Below are 15235 nucleotides of genomic sequence, written 5' to 3'. Positions count from 1 at the left end.
CTGCGCAGCCCATTCGCCGGCAAGCCAGCTCCCACAGGTACCGCACAGGGTTTGAGACCAATGCGGTCGATGTGGGAGCTGGCTTGCCGGCGATTGGGCCGCAAAGCGGCCCCTCGTGATATCAGTGCGGTGCTTGAAACTGCGAAGCCAGTTCGCGCAGCAGGGTCTCGGCCTCAAGCACCTTGTTCACCACATCCTCAGCCTTTTCCCTGGTAATCCCAAGGCGCTCCAACAACTCGTCAGGAATCTCTTCCTGCGGCCCGGAGCCAATCCCCCGCGAGCGCAACAGGCGGGTGGCCAGGCACACCAGGTTGGGGAACGCCGAGTACTCGCCATCGTAGGCCGGGTCGTGCTGGAAGCGCAGCGCGGTCGACAGCTCTTCGGGCATGTCCCACAGCTTCATCAGCCAGGCACCGATCTGTTCGCGGTTGATGCCCAGCAGGTGCTGTTCCACGTAGGTGTGGTTCAGGTGCGGGTTCACCTCCAGATGGCGGCAAATCAGCGAGAAATGTGGCGGGAACACGTGCGCCAGCAGCAGGTAGCCGAAGTTGTGCAGCAGCCCGGCCAGGTAGGTCAGACCGGCTTCGGGGCGTTCTGCCCGAGGCATGGCGCGGGTCAGGCCTTCGATGATCGCGGCAGTGTAGATCGACTGCTGCCAGTAGGGTGTGGCCTGCTGCGGCTGGTCTTTCGGCAGGCTCAAGGTCTTGCCCAGCGCCAGGCCCAGGGCCAGGTTGATCACCAGGTCGAAGCCCAGCACGCGCACGATGGCGTCTTCTACCGAGCGGATCTTGCCCGGCGAAGCGTAGTAGGGCGACGCGGCCCAGCTCACCACCTGTGCCGCCAGCGCCGGGTCGGTTTCGACCACGCCGGTGATGTCATCGATGCTCGCGTTGGGGTCTACCCGCAGCTTGATGATCTTCTGCGCGGTATCGGCCAGTGGCGGAATCTCGATGGTTTCTTCCAGGCGTTTCTGGATGCGGCGGGCGGTGAAGGCCTGAACGGCATCGGTGATTTCCTGGGTGTCGTCATGGGGGCGGTCGAGGTTGGGGCTGATGGCCTCGATCTCCTGGCCGAAGCTGCTTTCGCTGGCCTTGGCCAGCATGCGCTTGAAGTGGGCGCGCTCGATCTCCAGCAGCAGCCCGCTTTCGCCAGACTGGATGTACACGGTCTCGGCGCTGAGCAGGCTCTTTTCGTACTGGCACGGTGAGCTGGTCAGGGCGGGAATGCCGGGCAGGGCCTTGAGATGGTGTTTGTCGAGCATTTGCTTGAGGCGTGGTACCGACACTGCGGTCAGCTTGCGCCCGGTCAGCTCGGCCAGGCGGCTGAGGTCCAGCAGTTGGCTCTGCGGGAACAGCACCATGAGGGCGCCGACCTCGTCGTCGAGAAGCACCGCCTGTACCCGCGAAGCCGCAGGCAGCTGCGGGTGTTCGACGACCTCGCGGTAGACCACGCCGAGCTTGTCGAGCAGCAGCTTGATGACAGAGGGGGCGTGTGGGGTTGCGGTGTCCAGGGCAACTTCAGTCATGGTCCGTATCCACTGATTCTTTTAAACGCGAAGTATAACCAGCCTGCGAGCAAATCTGGATCCATTCTGGGACTAGCGTCACACTTGGCCATATTGCTGGCCATGGCGCAGCCAGCGGTCGAGCAGCGGGCTGACATGGTCCGGCCAGCGGGCCACCAGGGCCTGGGCGGCATCGCGCACAGCCGGTAAAAGGTCGGCATCGCGCATCAGGTCGGCGACCTTGAATTGCAGCAGGCCGGTCTGGCGTGTCCCCAGCATTTCGCCTGGGCCGCGTAGTTCGAGGTCTTTCTCGGCAATGATGAAGCCGTCGTTGGTCTCGCGCATGATCCCTAAGCGTTCGCGGCCGATCTGCGACAGCGGCGGGTGGTACAACAGCACGCAATGGCTGACGGCACTGCCCCGGCCAACCCGGCCGCGCAGCTGGTGCAACTGGGCCAGGCCCAGGCGTTCGGGGTTTTCGATGATCATCAGGCTGGCGTTGGGTACGTCCACGCCTACTTCGATGACGGTGGTCGCGACCAGCAGCTGCAATTCACCGGCCTTGAACTGCGCCATGATTTCGGCTTTTTCAGCCGGCTTCATACGGCCGTGAATCAGGCCCACACGCAGTTCGCCCAAGGCGCTGCCGAGTTCTTCATACGTGCTTTCGGCGGCCTGGCAGGTCAGCTCTTCGGATTCTTCGATCAGGGTGCACACCCAGTAGGCCTGGCGCCCCTCGGCGCAGGCTGCGCGAACCCTTTCGACCACCTCGAAGCGTCGGCTGTCGGCTACCAGCACGGTGTTTACCGGGGTGCGCCCAGGCGGCAACTCGTCGAGCACCGAGGTGTCCAGATCGGCGTAAGCACTCATGGCCAGGGTGCGCGGAATAGGCGTGGCGGTCATGATCAGCTGGTGCGGGCACAACTGGCCGGCTACGCCTTTCTTGCGCAGGGCCAGACGTTGCTGCACGCCAAAACGGTGCTGTTCGTCAATGATCGCCAGGGCCAGGTGCTTGAACTTCACTTCTTCCTGGAACAGCGCGTGGGTGCCGACCACCATCGGCGCACCGTTGGCAATCTGCTCCAGGGCGCTGGCCCGGGCCTTGCCCTTGAGCTTGCCGGCCAGCCAGGCCACTTCAATGCCCAGCGGCTCGAGCCAGCGCTTGAAGGTGATGAAGTGCTGTTCGGCGAGGATCTCGGTGGGCGCCATCAGCGCCACCTGATAGCCGGCTTCCAGCCCTTGCAGCGCTGCCAGGGCGGCGACCACGGTCTTGCCGGCACCGACATCGCCCTGCACCAGGCGCATCATCGGCTCGTGCTGGCTGAGGTCGTAGGCAATTTCGTTGGCCACCCGCTGCTGTGCGCCGGTCGGCTGAAAGCCCAGGTTGGCCAGGTACTGCGCGTGCAGGCGCGTGGCCTTGGGCAGCACCGGCGCCCGCAGGCTGCGCAGGCTCTCGCGCAGGCGTTGCTGCGACAGCTGGTGGGTCAGCAGTTCTTCGAAGGCCAGGCGGTGCTGGGCCCAGTGCTGGCCTTCGGCAAGTTCGTCGAGGTCGGCGTCGGCTGGCGGGTTGTGCAGGTAACGGATGGCATCGTCCAGCGGCGCCAATTGGTAGTCCCGGGCCAGCTCGTCAGGCAGCCAGTCGGGCAGGCTGCGGGGGCCAAGCAGGCCCAGGCTCTGCTGGCACAACAGGCGCAGGCGTTGCTGGGTGAGGCCTTCGGTGGACGGGTAGATCGGCGTCAGGGTCTGTTCGACCGGTGGCGGCGGCTCGTCGCCGTTCAGCGCGCGGTACTCCGGGTGGTAGATTTCCAGGCCCGAGGCACCGGGGCGGGCTTCGCCGTAGCAGCGCAGGTGGGTGCCACGTTTCAGGCCTTCCTTCTGCGCGTTGCTGAAGTGGTAGAAGCGCAAGGTCAGCACGCCGCTGCCGTCGCCCAGGCGTACCACCAGGCTGCGGCGCTTGCCCATGGTCACGTCGGTACCACTGACCACACCTTCGATAACCGCATCCTGGCCGGGGCGCAGTTGGCCGATCGGCACCACGCGGGTGCGGTCCTGGTAGCGCAGGGGCAGGTGGAACAGCACGTCCTGCAGGTTCTCCAGGCCAACCTTGGCGAGTTTTTCCGCCATGGCCTCGCCAACACCCTTGAGTACCGTGACCGGGACCTTCGACAGCTCACTCATGACTCAGGCCGGTTGTTCCGAAGGGGCTTTGGCGACCGAGCACAGGCGGATCGAGTCGGCGAGGATCTCGATGGCCTTCGGCCGTGGGAAGCTGGCGCGCCAGGCGATGGCCACGGTGCGGAACGGTGCCGGTGCCGTCAGTGGGCGAACTTCGATGACGCCAGGGGCGTAGTGATGGCTGTGCACCGCCGACAGTGGCAGGATCGACACGCCAAGGCCCGAGGCCACCATGTGGCGAATGGTTTCCAGCGAGCTGGATTCGACAGTGGTATGCCTGGCGCCTTCGCCGCCCTTGTTCAGGGTCGGGCAGGCTTCCAGTACCTGGTCGCGGAAACAGTGGCCCTCACCGAGCAGCAACAGGCTCTTGTCGTTGAGCATGGCGGTGTCGATGGTCTTTTTTGCCGTCCATGGGTGGTCGGCGGGCATCAGGGCGCAGAACGGCTCATCGTACAGCGGCAGGGTCAGCACATCGGCTTCGTTGAACGGCAGGGCGATGATCACTGCATCCAGCTCGCCGTTACGCAGCTTTTCACGTAGGACGTGGGTGAAGTTTTCTTCGATGTACAGCGGCATCTGCGGCGCTACGCGGTGCAGTTGCGGGATCAGGTGCGGGAACAGGTAGGGGCCGACGGTGTAGATGGCACCGACCTTGAGCGGGGCGGTCAGCTGGTTCTTGCCAGCCTGGGCCAGTTCGCGAATGCCTTGGGCCTGCTCCAGTACCTTCTGCGCCTGGGCGACGATGCTTTCGCCGACCGGGGTCAGGCGTACCGCGCTTTTGCTGCGCTCGAAGATCAGAACGCCAAGCTCGTCCTCGAGCTTCTTCACACCGACCGACAGGGTCGGCTGGCTCACGTGGCAGCGTTCGGCGGCATGGCCGAAGTGCTGTTCCTGGGCGAGTGTGACGATGTAGCGTAATTCGGTGAGGGTCATAACGTGCGTCCATGAAGTTGCGGGCCCAGCATAGCGGCTGCAATCGATAGACGCACGTTATCAGAGTTGCCGATTTGTGACAGAAGCAAAAGTCTTAGCGGCGGTCCAGCGAGTAGACGAACGGTGCCACGACTTCGATCGTGCCATTGTTCAGCAACTCGGGTGGCGGCTTGGGTACCGTGCCGGCCCGACGGATCATTTCCAAAGTCGCCCGGTCCAGTGCAGCACTGCCCGAACCACCTGCCATGGAGTACGACACCACCTTGCCTTCGGCGTCGACCACGAAGCGCAGGCGGTTGATGCCTTGCAGGCCGCGACGGCGCGCGTCTTCCGGGTAACGCTTGTACTTCGCCAGGTGGCGCAGCAGGTCGCTCTGCCAGGTTGGCAGGGCGTTGCTGTTGGACGCAATGCTCGGCGCCGGTGCAGCGGACTTCTGCGGTGGCGTGTTGCTTGGCGGTGCGTCTACCGTTTGCTCGGTGGGTGGCGCTTCCTTCGGCGGCTCAGGCTTTTTCTCGGGCTTCGGCGGCTGGGGCTTGGCCTTCGGCTTGGGCGGCTTGGGGATGGCGATCTTGGGCTTGGGGGCTTCGGCCAGCTTGGGCAGTGGCGGTTCTTCGACCGGTGCCGGTGGCTGTGGCGCCGCTTTCGGTGGCGGTGGTGGCGCTGGCTCCGGTAACGGTGCCAGCTCGACCATCATCGCTGCCGGGGGCAGTTCGATGGCCTGGGGCACCGACCAGTTGAGCGTCAGCAGCACGGCGACCACGTGCACGCCCAGCACGATCGCCAGGCTGCCACCGTAGCGCGCCATGTTTGAGCGCGTTTTCGTCATTTCTTGGCTGCCGTCTCGAGACCTACCAGACCGACCTTGAGGTAGCCGGCCGCACGCATGTTGTTCATCACTTCCATCAGGTCGCCGTAATCCACGCCTTTGTCAGCCTGGAAGAAGATGGTGGTTTCCTTGTCACCCTTGGTCTTGGCGTCGAGCATCGGGCCAAGCTGGTCGGGCGCAGCAACCTGATCGTCGCCGACGTACAGTTTCTGGTCGGCCTTGACGCTGACGAACACCGGTTTCTCGGGCCTCGGCGCCGGTTTGGCGGTTGAAGCGGGCAGGTCGACCTTGATGTCGACCGTGGCCAAGGGGGCCGCGACCATGAAGATGATCAGCAGCACCAACATCACGTCGATGAACGGCGTAACGTTGATTTCGTGGTTTTCGGCGAGGTCGTCGCCACCTTCGTTGAGATGCAGGCCCATGGCTTACCCCACTTTCACCATGTGCGGGGCAGCGCGCTCGCTGCCCTGGTGGTCCAGGTCACGGCTGACCAGCAGCAGTACCTGGGCGGAGGCGTCGGACACCTGGGCCTTGTAGCCTGCGATAGAGCGGGCGAAGACGTTGTAGATGACTACAGCCGGGATTGCAGCGACCAGGCCCAGGGCGGTGGCCAGCAGGGCTTCGGCGATACCTGGGGCAACTACGGCCAGGTTGGTGGTCTGGGTCTTGGCGATGCCGATGAAGCTGTTCATGATGCCCCATACGGTACCGAACAGACCGACGAACGGCGCGGTGGAACCGATGGTGGCAAGTACGCCGGTGCCGCTGCTCATGGTGCGACCGCTGGCATGAACCAGGCGCTCCAGGCGGAAGCTGACGCGCTCCTTGATGCCTTCTTTTTCGCGGGCATTGGCCGACAGGCGCATCTCCTCGAGGGCGTCGTGGACCAAGGTGTGGGACAGGGTGCCTTCCTTGTTGGAGAGGTCACTGGCTTCTTTCAGGGTGGTGGACTTCTTCAGCTGGGCGATTTCACCACGCAGACGACGCTTGGCGCCCATCAGCTCGAAGCCTTTGGCGATCCAGATGGTCCAGGTGATGATGGAGGCGATGGCCAGGCCGATCATGACGATCTTCACCACGATGTCGGCGTTCTTGTACATGCCCCATGGGGACAGGTCGTGGGCCATGCCCAGCGAGGTGTCTTCTACCAAGGCTTGAACGTTCGAGTCTGCCGGGGGCGTTGCATCGGCCGGGGTGGCAGCAGTGGCGTTGGCAGCAGGCGCCTGCGCGTCGGCAGCCGGGGCTGCAGCAGGTGCGGCCGGGGCAGTGGCAGCAGCAGGCGCGGCGGCGCTGGCGGTTGGCTCATCGGCCATGGCCACCGGGGCCAGCACCAGGCTGAGTGTCAGCGCGGCGATGGCGCGCCAGGCGCGCGACGGGGTTGGCGAAGCGGAAGGTTGAATACGTGTCATGCTGGCCGGACCTGATGAAGAAATAAAGTGAGCGTTCTCCAAGGCCTCGAGGTAGGCCGAGAACAGATTGGCGGCCATTATTGCAAGTAATTCTTGTTAACAAAAGTAATCTTGTTGCTTTTTTCGCCTATGGTCTAGCCGCCCATCGTGTAGCGTGGCCGGGCTGATCAATTGGTCTAGGGAGTTCAGAGATGTCAGACCTTTCCGTGATGGTGGTGGGTTGTGGTGATGTAGGTGGGCGTCTGGCCCTGCAAATGCTGGGCAAAGGCTGGCAGGTAAGCGGCCTGCGCCGCGCTGTCGGGCAGTTGCCTGCGGGCGTTCAACCGGTTGCCGCGGACCTGGCCGAACCGTCGATCCCGCAAGCCTGGCCACAGGGTCCGCTGGATTACCTGGTGTACTGCGTGGCGGCCAGCCAGCACGACGAGGCCGGTTACCAGGCGGCCTATGTGGATGGCTTGCGCCATGTGCTGGCCTGGCTGGCCGAGCGAGGCCAGCGCCCCCGTCGCCTGCTGTTCGTCTCCAGCAGCAGTGTGTATGCGCAGAAGGACGGCGAGTGGATCGAGGAAGGCGCGGCCACCGAGCCTGAAGGTTATTCCGGGCGGGTGATGCTGGAGGCTGAGCGGCTGGCGCTGGCCAGTGGTATCCCTGCGAGCGTTGTGCGCCTGACGGGCATCTACGGCCCAGGCCGCGAGTGGCTGCTGAGCCAGGTGCGCCAGGGTTACCGTGTGGCCGAGGAGCCACCGCTGTATGGCAACCGCATCCACGCCGAGGATGCCGCCAGCCTGTTGGCGTTTCTGCTGCAGGCCGATGCCAATGGCAAGGTGCTGGACGACTACTACATTGGCGTTGACGACGACCCGGCGCCGCTGGCTGACGTGGTGGCCTGGCTGCGGGCATACATGGGGGTTACCGAGTGGTCCGATGAACAACGGGTGCGGCGTACCGGCAGCAAGCGCTGCAGCAACGCCCGAGCCCGGGCATTGGGCTGGGCGCCGGTGTATCCGAGCTACAAGGAAGGCTATGCCGCCATCCTGAAAGGAAAAGCTTAGCTGGCGCGGGTGGCGCGCTCCCACTGGTATCGAGAGTATCCTGTGGGAGCGGGCGTGCCCGCGAAGGCTCCAGCGCGGTGGATGTCACCGGCTTTGCCGGTGTTCGCGGGAATGCCCGCTCCCACAAAGAACGTCTACAGCCTGCAGAAGTGCTTCAGCTGCGTTCCAGCACCCACTGGCGCTTGCCCGCCGCCAGCTCCGGCATTTCATCCGGTTGCGCACGGTTCACTGCCTGGAAAATCTCCAGCTTGTCGCCATCACGCTTGATGATGAACGGTGCACCACGCTGGTTACGCTCCAGCCACAGGCTGTCATTGCTGCCGCCCATGGTCGCGCAGTCGCCTGCCAGGCACAGTGCGAAACGGTCTGGCCCCGGCAGGCCTGTGACGTTGCCGGTGTCGCTGAAGCGCACGCTGGCACCTTTGCCCTCGCCTTCGACCACCTTCCAGTTGCCGCCCAGGTAGGCCTGGTACAGCGCTTTCTCGAAGCTGCTGCCCAGCGGCGCATTGGCAGTCGCCGGGGCCTTGGCACGGACGAAGGTCTGCTTGGCGCCACGCTGGTCGACGGCTTGCAGCTCGTCACCGTCGAGCGACAGCTGCTCGGTCTGGCCGCCCTCGAAGCTGGCCTGCCATTGCTTTTCGTTGCTGCTCAGCTGGCCGTCAGCGGCCTCGAAGCCATTGCTGTAGCTGGCCTGCTGGCTGGCAACGTCGAGCTTCCATTCGAACACCGGGCCGTGTTCATTCAGCGCTTGGCGCAGGCTTCCGCCTTTTACCGCAGCAGTGATGGCCTCCTGGTTGATCCAGGTGCCGTTGAAATCTTCGGGTTTGTGGCTGGCGCAGCCGCCCAGTAGCAGGGCTGCCAGCGCGAGGGGCAGTGCTTGACGCATGACGGGGTAACCTTGCAAAGGAGGGGTGACGGGCAGGGCGCCCGTCACCGGGGCATCATTCGATGACCAGGATGGCGTCCATTTCGACCTGGGCGCCTTTCGGCAGCGCGGCAACGCCAATGGCGGCACGGGCCGGGTAGGGCTGTTCGAAGTAGCGGCCCATTACCTCGTTGACCTTGGCGAAGTGGCTCAGGTCGGTGAGGAAGATGTTCAGCTTGACGATGTCCTTGAACGAACCGCCAGCGGCTTCAGCCACGGACTTCAGGTTCTCGAACACCTGCACGGTCTGGGCTTCGAAGCCTTCGACCAGTTCCATGGTCTTAGGGTCCAGCGGGATCTGGCCCGACATGTACACCGTATTGCCGGCCTTGATCGCCTGCGAGTAGGTGCCGATGGCGGCTGGGGCCTTGTCGCTAGTGATGACGGTCTTGCTCATGATGACTCCTTGCGGTTGGCGGACTACGTACGCATGCGGGTGATGCGGACCACACCGGTCAGGGTACGCAGCTTCTTGATCACACGCGCCAGGTGCACACGGTCGTGCACGCTGACCACCAGTTGGACCACGCTGATACGGCCGTCGCGTTCGTCCATGCTGATCTTCTCGATGTTGCCGTCGGCGGCGTTGACGCTGCTGGCCAGCAGGGCGATAAGGCCGCGCTGGTGCTCCAGTTCGACACGCAGTTCGACATTGAACTCACCGGTGATGTCCTTGGCCCAGGAAAGCTGTACGCACTTCTCCGGGTTATGGCGGATTTCACTGATGTTGCGGCAATTCTCCAGGTGCACGACCATGCCCTTGCCGGCTGACAGGTGCCCGACGATCGGGTCGCCAGGGATTGGCGTGCAGCACTTGGCGTAGCTCAGCACCAGGCCTTCGGTACCACGGATCGCCAGCGGGCCTTCCGGTGCAGGCAGTTGCTCGCCGTCGGCCGACAGCAGGCGGCGTGCGACCACGTAGGCCATGCGGTTGCCCAGGCCGATGTCTTCGAGCAGGTCTTCGATCAGTTCCAGGCGGTACTCGGCGAGAATCGCCTGGATGCGCTCCTGGGGGATTTTCTCCAGGCTGCTGTCGAAGCCGGTGAGCACCTTGTTCAGCAGACGTTCGCCCAGGCTGATGGACTCGGAGCGGCGCTGTTGCTTGAGCGCGTGGCGGATGTGCGTGCGCGCCTTGCCGGTCACCACGAAGTTGAGCCAGGCCGGGTTCGGCCGTGCGCCTGGGGCGCTGACGATTTCCACCGTCGAGCCGCTTTGCAGCGGTTCGGACAGCGGCGCCAGGCGGCGGTTGATGCGGCAGGCGATGCAGCTGTTGCCGACGTCGGTGTGCACCGCGTAGGCGAAGTCCACCGCCGTGGAGCCTTTGGGCAGCTCCATGATGCGGCCTTTGGGCGTGAACACGTAGACCTCGTCCGGGAACAGGTCGATCTTCACGCTCTCGATGAATTCCAGCGAGTTGCCGGCACGCTGCTGCAGTTCGAGGATGCCCTTGACCCACTGGCGCGCGCGGGCGTGGCTGCCCTTGGGCTGTTCATCGTCGTTGGACTTGTACAGCCAGTGCGCGGCAATGCCGTTGTTGGCCATCTCTTCCATCTCACGGGTGCGGATCTGGATTTCGATGGGCACGCCGTGCATGCCGAACAGCGTGGTGTGCAACGACTGGTAGCCGTTGGCCTTGGGGATCGCGATGTAATCCTTGAAGCGACCGGGCAGCGGCTTGTACAGGTTGTGCACGGCGCCAAGCACGCGGTAGCAGGTATCGACCTTGTCGACGATGATGCGGAAGGCATACACGTCCATGATCTCGTTGAAGGCACGGCGCTTGCCGCGCATCTTCTTGTAGATGCCATAGAGGTGTTTCTGCCGGCCGCTGACCTCGCCCTCGATGCCGTCGGCAGCCAGGCAGTTGGCCAGCGAATGCTCGATCTTGGCGACGATCTCTTTGCGGTTGCCGCGTGCGCTTTTCACCGCCCGGTGAATCAGCGACGAGCGCATCGGGTGCATGGCCTTGAAGCCGAGGTCCTCGAACTCCACGCGCACGGTGTGCATGCCCAGGCGGTTGGCGATGGGGGCGTAGATTTCCAGGGTTTCCTTGGCGATGCGCCGGCGTTTTTCGCCGGACAGCACTTCCAGGGTGCGCATGTTGTGCAGGCGGTCGGCCAGCTTGACCAGGATCACGCGAATGTCGCGGGCCATGGCCATGGCCATCTTCTGGAAGTTTTCGGCCTGCGCCTCGGCCTTGGTCTCGAAGTTCATCTGGGTCAGCTTGCTGACCCCATCGACCAGTTCGGCCACCGTCTCGCCAAACTGCTGGCTGAGGGCTTCCTTGGCGATACCGGTGTCTTCGATGACATCGTGCAGCATGGCCGCCATCAGGCTTTGATGGTCCATGTGCATGTCGGCGAGGATGCTGGCCACGGCCAGCGGGTGGGTCACGTAGGGCTCGCCACTGCGGCGGCGCTGCCCATCGTGGGCCTGTTCGGCGTAGAAATAGGCGCGCCGAACCAGGTTGACCTGTTCGGGGCCAAGGTAGGTCGACAGCCGTTCGGCCAAGGCTTCTATACCCGGCATGGGTTCACCTCCTGCGGAGGACGAGGGCCTTGCGCCGTGCGACGTCGACCTGGCATCAATCAGACAGCCTCGTTGTTCTCGTCCTCGAAGGCGGCGAAGACCGGATCCTCGGTGACGATCTCTTCAGCGGCGATGAACTCGTTGGTGACGATGCCTTCGGCGATTTCACGCAGGGCAACAACGGTCGGTTTGTCGTTTTCCCACGCAACGCGGGGCTCTTTGCCGCCGGTCGCCAGCTGGCGAGCGCGCTTGGTCGAGAGCATGACCAGCTCGAAGCGGTTATCCACGTGTTCCAGGCAGTCTTCAACAGTTACGCGGGCCATGGTCTTCCTCAGTAGCAAATGCGGTGGGCGTGCAGCCCAGTAATGGGCAGGCGGACTCGATAGTATAAAAATTCACCAGCCAATAGGGAAGCGCTGTTTTGCCGGGTGGTCACCTTGAAGCACTGTGTTTGCTTCTTCGCGGGCCAACCTGCCCCCACAGGCAACGCCTACCCTGTGGGAGCGGGTTTTCCGGCGAAAGGGCCGGACCAGACAGCCGCAATACTTGAGCCGACGATAACCTCAGAGCATCGCGCCACGCAACCGCGGCGTCAGCTCTTCGAAAAGGGTCTGCACCGAGCGCAGCGCCCGGCAGTCCGGCCGGGTCAGCAGCCACAGCTGGGTGTCGCAACCCGGCAGCGGTCCGCTCAGCGCATCCACGCCGGGCAGGGCGTGCACCATGTAGTCCGGCAGCGCCGCCACGCCCAGGCCGGCAGTTACCAGCTGGGCGATGGTCGACATGCCGCTGCACTGGTAGCGCGGGCTCAACCCAGGGTGCTGCTGGTTGCGCCAGACCACCGTGGGGTGGTCCTGCATCGAGTCGTCGGGGGCGATCCATGGCACGCTGACGGCCGACTCTGCCAGGCGCTCGCGCCACTGCGGCTTGCCGCAGACCACATAGGAGGTGGACCCCAGGTTGCGACCCACCAAGTGTTCCGGTGGTGTATTGGTCAGGCGCAGGGCAATGTCGGCATCGCGCCGGCTGAGGTTGGCGAAGGTGTTCGAGGTGCCCATCTCCAGCGACAAGGCCGGGTAGTTGGGCATGAACTCGGCCAGCGCCGGCAGCAGCAGGCTATGCATCACCGCCTCGGTGCAGGTCACCCGCACCGTGCCGCTTACAACCTGCTCGCCACTGGTCATGGCAATGCGCGCCGCCTCCAGCGCCTGTTCCGCGCGCTCGGCCTGCTCGGCCAGGGCCTGGGCAGTGTCGGTCGGCAGGTAGCCCTTGCGGCTCTTGACGAACAAGGCGGTGCCCAGCGCCGACTCCAGCCGTCGGATCGAGCGGAATACCGTCGAAACGTCGACTTTGAGGAGCTCGGCGGCTTTGGCCAGTGAGCGGCCGCGCTCCAGTGCCAGGACCAGGGAGAGGTCGGCGTGGGTGATCTGATATTGCATTGGTGCACGCTCTGCTTGCCGAATTGCCAATGTCTGTTGCGTCGGGGCCATTTTATAGTGAAACGGCCCCCCGGAATCAATGCGTCCGGTCGGGTAACCAATCCCCACGATGGGAAAGTGAAAAAAACAACAGCTGCAACCATCGTCGCCCGTGAGGCGCCAGCCGTATCCCCACATCGCCGCAGCACATCAAAGGATGTACACCATGACGTCGGTAACCCCGTGCGCCAGTTCTTCCAGCGAGATGAATGACTTCCTCCAGGCCCATCCGGAAACGCAGTACGTCGACCTGCTGATCTCCGACATGAATGGCGTGGTACGTGGCAAGCGCATCGAGCGGGCCAGCCTGCACAAGGTGTACGAGAAAGGCATCAACCTGCCGGCTTCGCTGTTCGCCCTGGACATCAACGGTTCCACGGTAGAGAGCACCGGCCTTGGCCTGGACATCGGCGATGCCGACCGCATCTGCTTCCCTATCCCCGGCACGCTGTCGGATGAGCCGTGGCAGAAACGCCCCACCGCCCAGCTGCTGATGACCATGCACGAGATCGAAGGCGCGCCGTTTTTCGCCGACCCGCGTGAAGTGCTGCGTCAGGTGGTGAGCAAGTTTGACGACCTGGGCCTCACTATTTGCGCGGCGTTCGAGCTGGAGTTCTACCTGATCGATCAGGACAACCTCAACGGCCGCCCGCAGCCGCCGCGCTCGCCCATTTCCGGCAAGCGTCCGCAGTCGACCCAGGTGTACCTGATCGACGACCTCGACGAATACGCCGACTGCCTGCAGGACATGCTCGAAGCGGCCAAGGAGCAGGGCCTGCCTGCCGATGCCATCGTCAAGGAAAGCGCCCCGGCGCAGTTCGAGGTCAACCTGCACCACGTGGCCGACCCGCTGAAGGCCTGCGACTATGCGATCCTGCTCAAGCGGCTGATCAAGAACGTTGCCTACGACCATGAGATGGACACCACCTTCATGGCCAAGCCCTACCCGGGCCAGGCCGGCAACGGCCTGCACGTGCATATCTCGCTGCTGGACAAGAAAACCGGCAAGAACATCTTCTCGAGCGATGACCCGCTGCAAAGCGACACGCTGCGCCACGCCATTGGTGGTGTGCTGGAGACCATGCCAGCGTCGATGGCCTTCCTCTGCCCGAACATCAACTCGTACCGCCGCTTCGGCGCGCAGTTCTATGTGCCCAATGCGCCGAGCTGGGGCCTGGACAACCGCACCGTCGCCGTGCGCGTGCCTACCGACAGCAGCGAAAACGTGCGCCTGGAACACCGTGTGGCCGGCGCCGATGCCAACCCGTACCTGATGCTCGCGGCAATCCTTGCCGGCGTGCATCACGGCCTGACCAACAAGGTCGAGCCGGATGCCCCGATCGAGGGCAACTCATACGAGCAGCTGGAACAGAGCCTGCCGAACAACCTGCGTGATGCCCTGCGCGCGCTGGACGACAGCGAAGTGCTCAACCAATACATCAGCCCGGACTACATCGATATCTTCGTGGCCTGCAAGGAAAGCGAGCTGGCCGAGTTCGAAGTGTCGATTTCCGACCTTGAGTACAACTGGTACCTGCACACGGTGTAAGCCCATGAGCGCAAATGCGGTCCCCTTGATCGGTGTCAGCGCCTGCCGCCAGCAGGTGGGGAAGAACTCGTCGCACACGGTAGGCGACAAGTATGTCGAGGCGGCCGGCTTTGCCGGTTTGCCGCTGATCCTGCCGGCCCGAGACGGGGGCAGCGACACGCAGGCGCTGTTGGCCCGGCTGCACGGCATTGTTTTTACCGGCTCGCCTTCAAATATCGAACCGCATCATTACAATGGCGCCCCTAGCGTAGCCGGCACCCGGCACGATCTGGCGCGCGATCGCCTGACCCTGCCGCTGCTGCAGGCAGCGATTGCCGCCGGCGTGCCGGTGTTCTGCATCTGCCGTGGCTACCAGGAACTGAATGTGGCGCTTGGCGGCAGCCTGCACCAGCGCGTGCAGGAAATGCCCGGGTACCTTGACCACCGCGAACCTGAGGACGCACCCCTGGAGGTGCAATACGGCCCTCGTCACCCTGTCGGCATCGAGCCAGGCGGGTTGTTCGAGCGCCTGGGCCTGGCGGCGCAGTTCGAGGTCAACTCGCTGCACAGCCAGGGTATCGACCGCCTCGCCCCGGGCCTGCGTGTCGAGGCACGGGCCCCGGATGGCCTGATCGAAGCGGTATCCATGCCTGCGGCGCCGGGCTTTGTGCTTGGCGTGCAGTGGCACCCGGAGTGGCGCTTCACCGAAAACCCGGTCTCGCTGCGCCTGTTCCAGGCGTTTCGCGAGGCCTGCGTTGCCTACGCGGCACGGGAGGGCGCACGGCAGGAGACATTCTGACGTCAGCCGAAGGTCTTGGATGACTGGTTCCCGGCAGCAAGCTTTCAATGAGTGAAAGCAGGCCTTGTGCGCAAGGCCTG

At 64.1% G+C, this 15235-nt stretch carries 14 protein-coding genes; 3 read left to right on the top strand and 11 right to left on the bottom strand.

Translation table 11 applies throughout. The features are described 5' to 3' along the window. Positions 1-121: 121 nt before the first annotated feature. The 6 genes from WF331_RS14170 to exbB all read right to left on the bottom strand — a co-directional run bounded on the left by WF331_RS14170 (position 122) and on the right by exbB (position 6850). Positions 122-1525 (bottom strand): aminoacyl-tRNA deacylase and HDOD domain-containing protein, encoded by a 1404-nt coding sequence (locus WF331_RS14170; protein WP_016502240.1) that lies wholly within the window; start codon positions 1523-1525, stop codon positions 122-124. A gap of 78 nt (positions 1526-1603) precedes the next feature. Then, the gene (gene recG / locus WF331_RS14165; RefSeq protein WP_340623012.1) at positions 1604-3682 is read right to left on the bottom strand and encodes an ATP-dependent DNA helicase RecG; all 2079 of its coding nucleotides are present in this window, start codon (positions 3680-3682) and stop codon (positions 1604-1606) included. A 3-nt stretch (positions 3683-3685) separates the two neighbouring features. Then, positions 3686-4612 (bottom strand): hydrogen peroxide-inducible genes activator, encoded by a 927-nt coding sequence (locus tag WF331_RS14160; protein WP_284359242.1) that lies wholly within the window; start codon positions 4610-4612, stop codon positions 3686-3688. Between the two features lie 94 nt (positions 4613-4706). Beyond that, entirely contained in the window at positions 4707-5438 is a 732-nt protein-coding gene (locus WF331_RS14155; protein WP_016489831.1) for an energy transducer TonB, read from the bottom strand. Then, positions 5435-5863: a TonB system transport protein ExbD gene (exbD, locus tag WF331_RS14150; RefSeq protein WP_003253367.1), complete on the bottom strand. Its 429-nt coding sequence runs from the start codon at positions 5861-5863 to the stop codon at positions 5435-5437. Before exbD ends, WF331_RS14155 begins: the two co-directional genes overlap by 4 nt. A gap of 3 nt (positions 5864-5866) precedes the next feature. Beyond that, positions 5867-6850, bottom strand: a complete 984-nt coding sequence (exbB, locus tag WF331_RS14145) for a tonB-system energizer ExbB (RefSeq protein ID WP_049275905.1) — start codon at positions 6848-6850, stop codon at positions 5867-5869. Between the two features lie 191 nt (positions 6851-7041). Here exbB and WF331_RS14140 point away from each other — a divergent pair, with 191 nt between their 5' ends. Then, the gene (locus WF331_RS14140) at positions 7042-7899 is read left to right on the top strand and encodes an SDR family oxidoreductase (RefSeq protein WP_284359238.1); all 858 of its coding nucleotides are present in this window, start codon (positions 7042-7044) and stop codon (positions 7897-7899) included. A 154-nt stretch (positions 7900-8053) separates the two neighbouring features. On the opposite strand, the gene WF331_RS14135 is transcribed toward WF331_RS14140, so the two are convergent. The 5 genes from WF331_RS14135 to WF331_RS14115 all read right to left on the bottom strand — a co-directional run bounded on the left by WF331_RS14135 (position 8054) and on the right by WF331_RS14115 (position 12789). Next, on the bottom strand, positions 8054-8785 hold the full coding sequence (locus WF331_RS14135; protein WP_049275883.1) for a hypothetical protein: 732 nt from the start codon (positions 8783-8785) through the stop codon (positions 8054-8056). Positions 8786-8840: 55 nt separating this feature from the next. Next, a complete protein-coding gene (locus tag WF331_RS14130) occupies positions 8841-9221 on the bottom strand; it encodes a RidA family protein (protein ID WP_016489827.1) in 381 nt (126 codons plus the stop codon). A gap of 23 nt (positions 9222-9244) precedes the next feature. Continuing rightward, positions 9245-11353: a bifunctional GTP diphosphokinase/guanosine-3',5'-bis pyrophosphate 3'-pyrophosphohydrolase gene (gene spoT / locus WF331_RS14125; RefSeq protein ID WP_016502233.1), complete on the bottom strand. Its 2109-nt coding sequence runs from the start codon at positions 11351-11353 to the stop codon at positions 9245-9247. A 59-nt stretch (positions 11354-11412) separates the two neighbouring features. Then, the gene (gene rpoZ, locus WF331_RS14120) at positions 11413-11676 is read right to left on the bottom strand and encodes a DNA-directed RNA polymerase subunit omega (protein ID WP_003253383.1); all 264 of its coding nucleotides are present in this window, start codon (positions 11674-11676) and stop codon (positions 11413-11415) included. A 240-nt stretch (positions 11677-11916) separates the two neighbouring features. After that, entirely contained in the window at positions 11917-12789 is an 873-nt protein-coding gene (locus WF331_RS14115; protein WP_016502232.1) for a LysR family transcriptional regulator, read from the bottom strand. A 205-nt stretch (positions 12790-12994) separates the two neighbouring features. Between WF331_RS14115 and WF331_RS14110 the strand changes: the two genes are divergently transcribed. Both WF331_RS14110 and WF331_RS14105 read left to right on the top strand, forming a co-directional pair. Continuing rightward, a complete protein-coding gene (locus tag WF331_RS14110; RefSeq protein ID WP_016502231.1) occupies positions 12995-14377 on the top strand; it encodes a glutamine synthetase family protein in 1383 nt (460 codons plus the stop codon). A gap of 4 nt (positions 14378-14381) precedes the next feature. After that, positions 14382-15155, top strand: coding sequence for a gamma-glutamyl-gamma-aminobutyrate hydrolase family protein (locus WF331_RS14105; RefSeq protein ID WP_049275885.1), 774 nt, complete (start codon positions 14382-14384; stop codon positions 15153-15155). Positions 15156-15235 lie beyond the last annotated feature (80 nt).

Source organism: Pseudomonas sp. YNh (assembly GCF_037993085.1).
Taxonomy (GTDB): Bacteria; Pseudomonadota; Gammaproteobacteria; order Pseudomonadales; family Pseudomonadaceae; genus Aquipseudomonas; species Aquipseudomonas putida.
Note: the sequence above shows the minus strand (reverse complement) of the source record. Positions and strands in the feature narration are given on the sequence as shown.

What these genes read in the sequence shown, in the direction of transcription:
- exbD (WP_003253367.1), bottom strand. Translation starts at nt 5,863, where the DNA reads ATGGGCCTGCATCTCAACGAAGGTGGCGACGACCTCGCCGAAAACCAC.
- WF331_RS14130 (WP_016489827.1), bottom strand. Translation starts at nt 9,221, where the DNA reads ATGAGCAAGACCGTCATCACTAGCGACAAGGCCCCAGCCGCCATCGGC.
- WF331_RS14105 (WP_049275885.1), top strand. Translation starts at nt 14,382, where the DNA reads ATGAGCGCAAATGCGGTCCCCTTGATCGGTGTCAGCGCCTGCCGCCAG.
- recG (WP_340623012.1), bottom strand. Translation starts at nt 3,682, where the DNA reads ATGAGTGAGCTGTCGAAGGTCCCGGTCACGGTACTCAAGGGTGTTGGC.
- WF331_RS14110 (WP_016502231.1), top strand. Translation starts at nt 12,995, where the DNA reads ATGACGTCGGTAACCCCGTGCGCCAGTTCTTCCAGCGAGATGAATGAC.
- spoT (WP_016502233.1), bottom strand. Translation starts at nt 11,353, where the DNA reads ATGCCGGGTATAGAAGCCTTGGCCGAACGGCTGTCGACCTACCTTGGC.
- WF331_RS14115 (WP_016502232.1), bottom strand. Translation starts at nt 12,789, where the DNA reads ATGCAATATCAGATCACCCACGCCGACCTCTCCCTGGTCCTGGCACTG.
- WF331_RS14155 (WP_016489831.1), bottom strand. Translation starts at nt 5,438, where the DNA reads ATGACGAAAACGCGCTCAAACATGGCGCGCTACGGTGGCAGCCTGGCG.
- WF331_RS14160 (WP_284359242.1), bottom strand. Translation starts at nt 4,612, where the DNA reads ATGACCCTCACCGAATTACGCTACATCGTCACACTCGCCCAGGAACAG.
- WF331_RS14135 (WP_049275883.1), bottom strand. Translation starts at nt 8,785, where the DNA reads ATGCGTCAAGCACTGCCCCTCGCGCTGGCAGCCCTGCTACTGGGCGGC.
- exbB (WP_049275905.1), bottom strand. Translation starts at nt 6,850, where the DNA reads ATGACACGTATTCAACCTTCCGCTTCGCCAACCCCGTCGCGCGCCTGG.
- WF331_RS14140 (WP_284359238.1), top strand. Translation starts at nt 7,042, where the DNA reads ATGTCAGACCTTTCCGTGATGGTGGTGGGTTGTGGTGATGTAGGTGGG.
- WF331_RS14170 (WP_016502240.1), bottom strand. Translation starts at nt 1,525, where the DNA reads ATGACTGAAGTTGCCCTGGACACCGCAACCCCACACGCCCCCTCTGTC.
- rpoZ (WP_003253383.1), bottom strand. Translation starts at nt 11,676, where the DNA reads ATGGCCCGCGTAACTGTTGAAGACTGCCTGGAACACGTGGATAACCGC.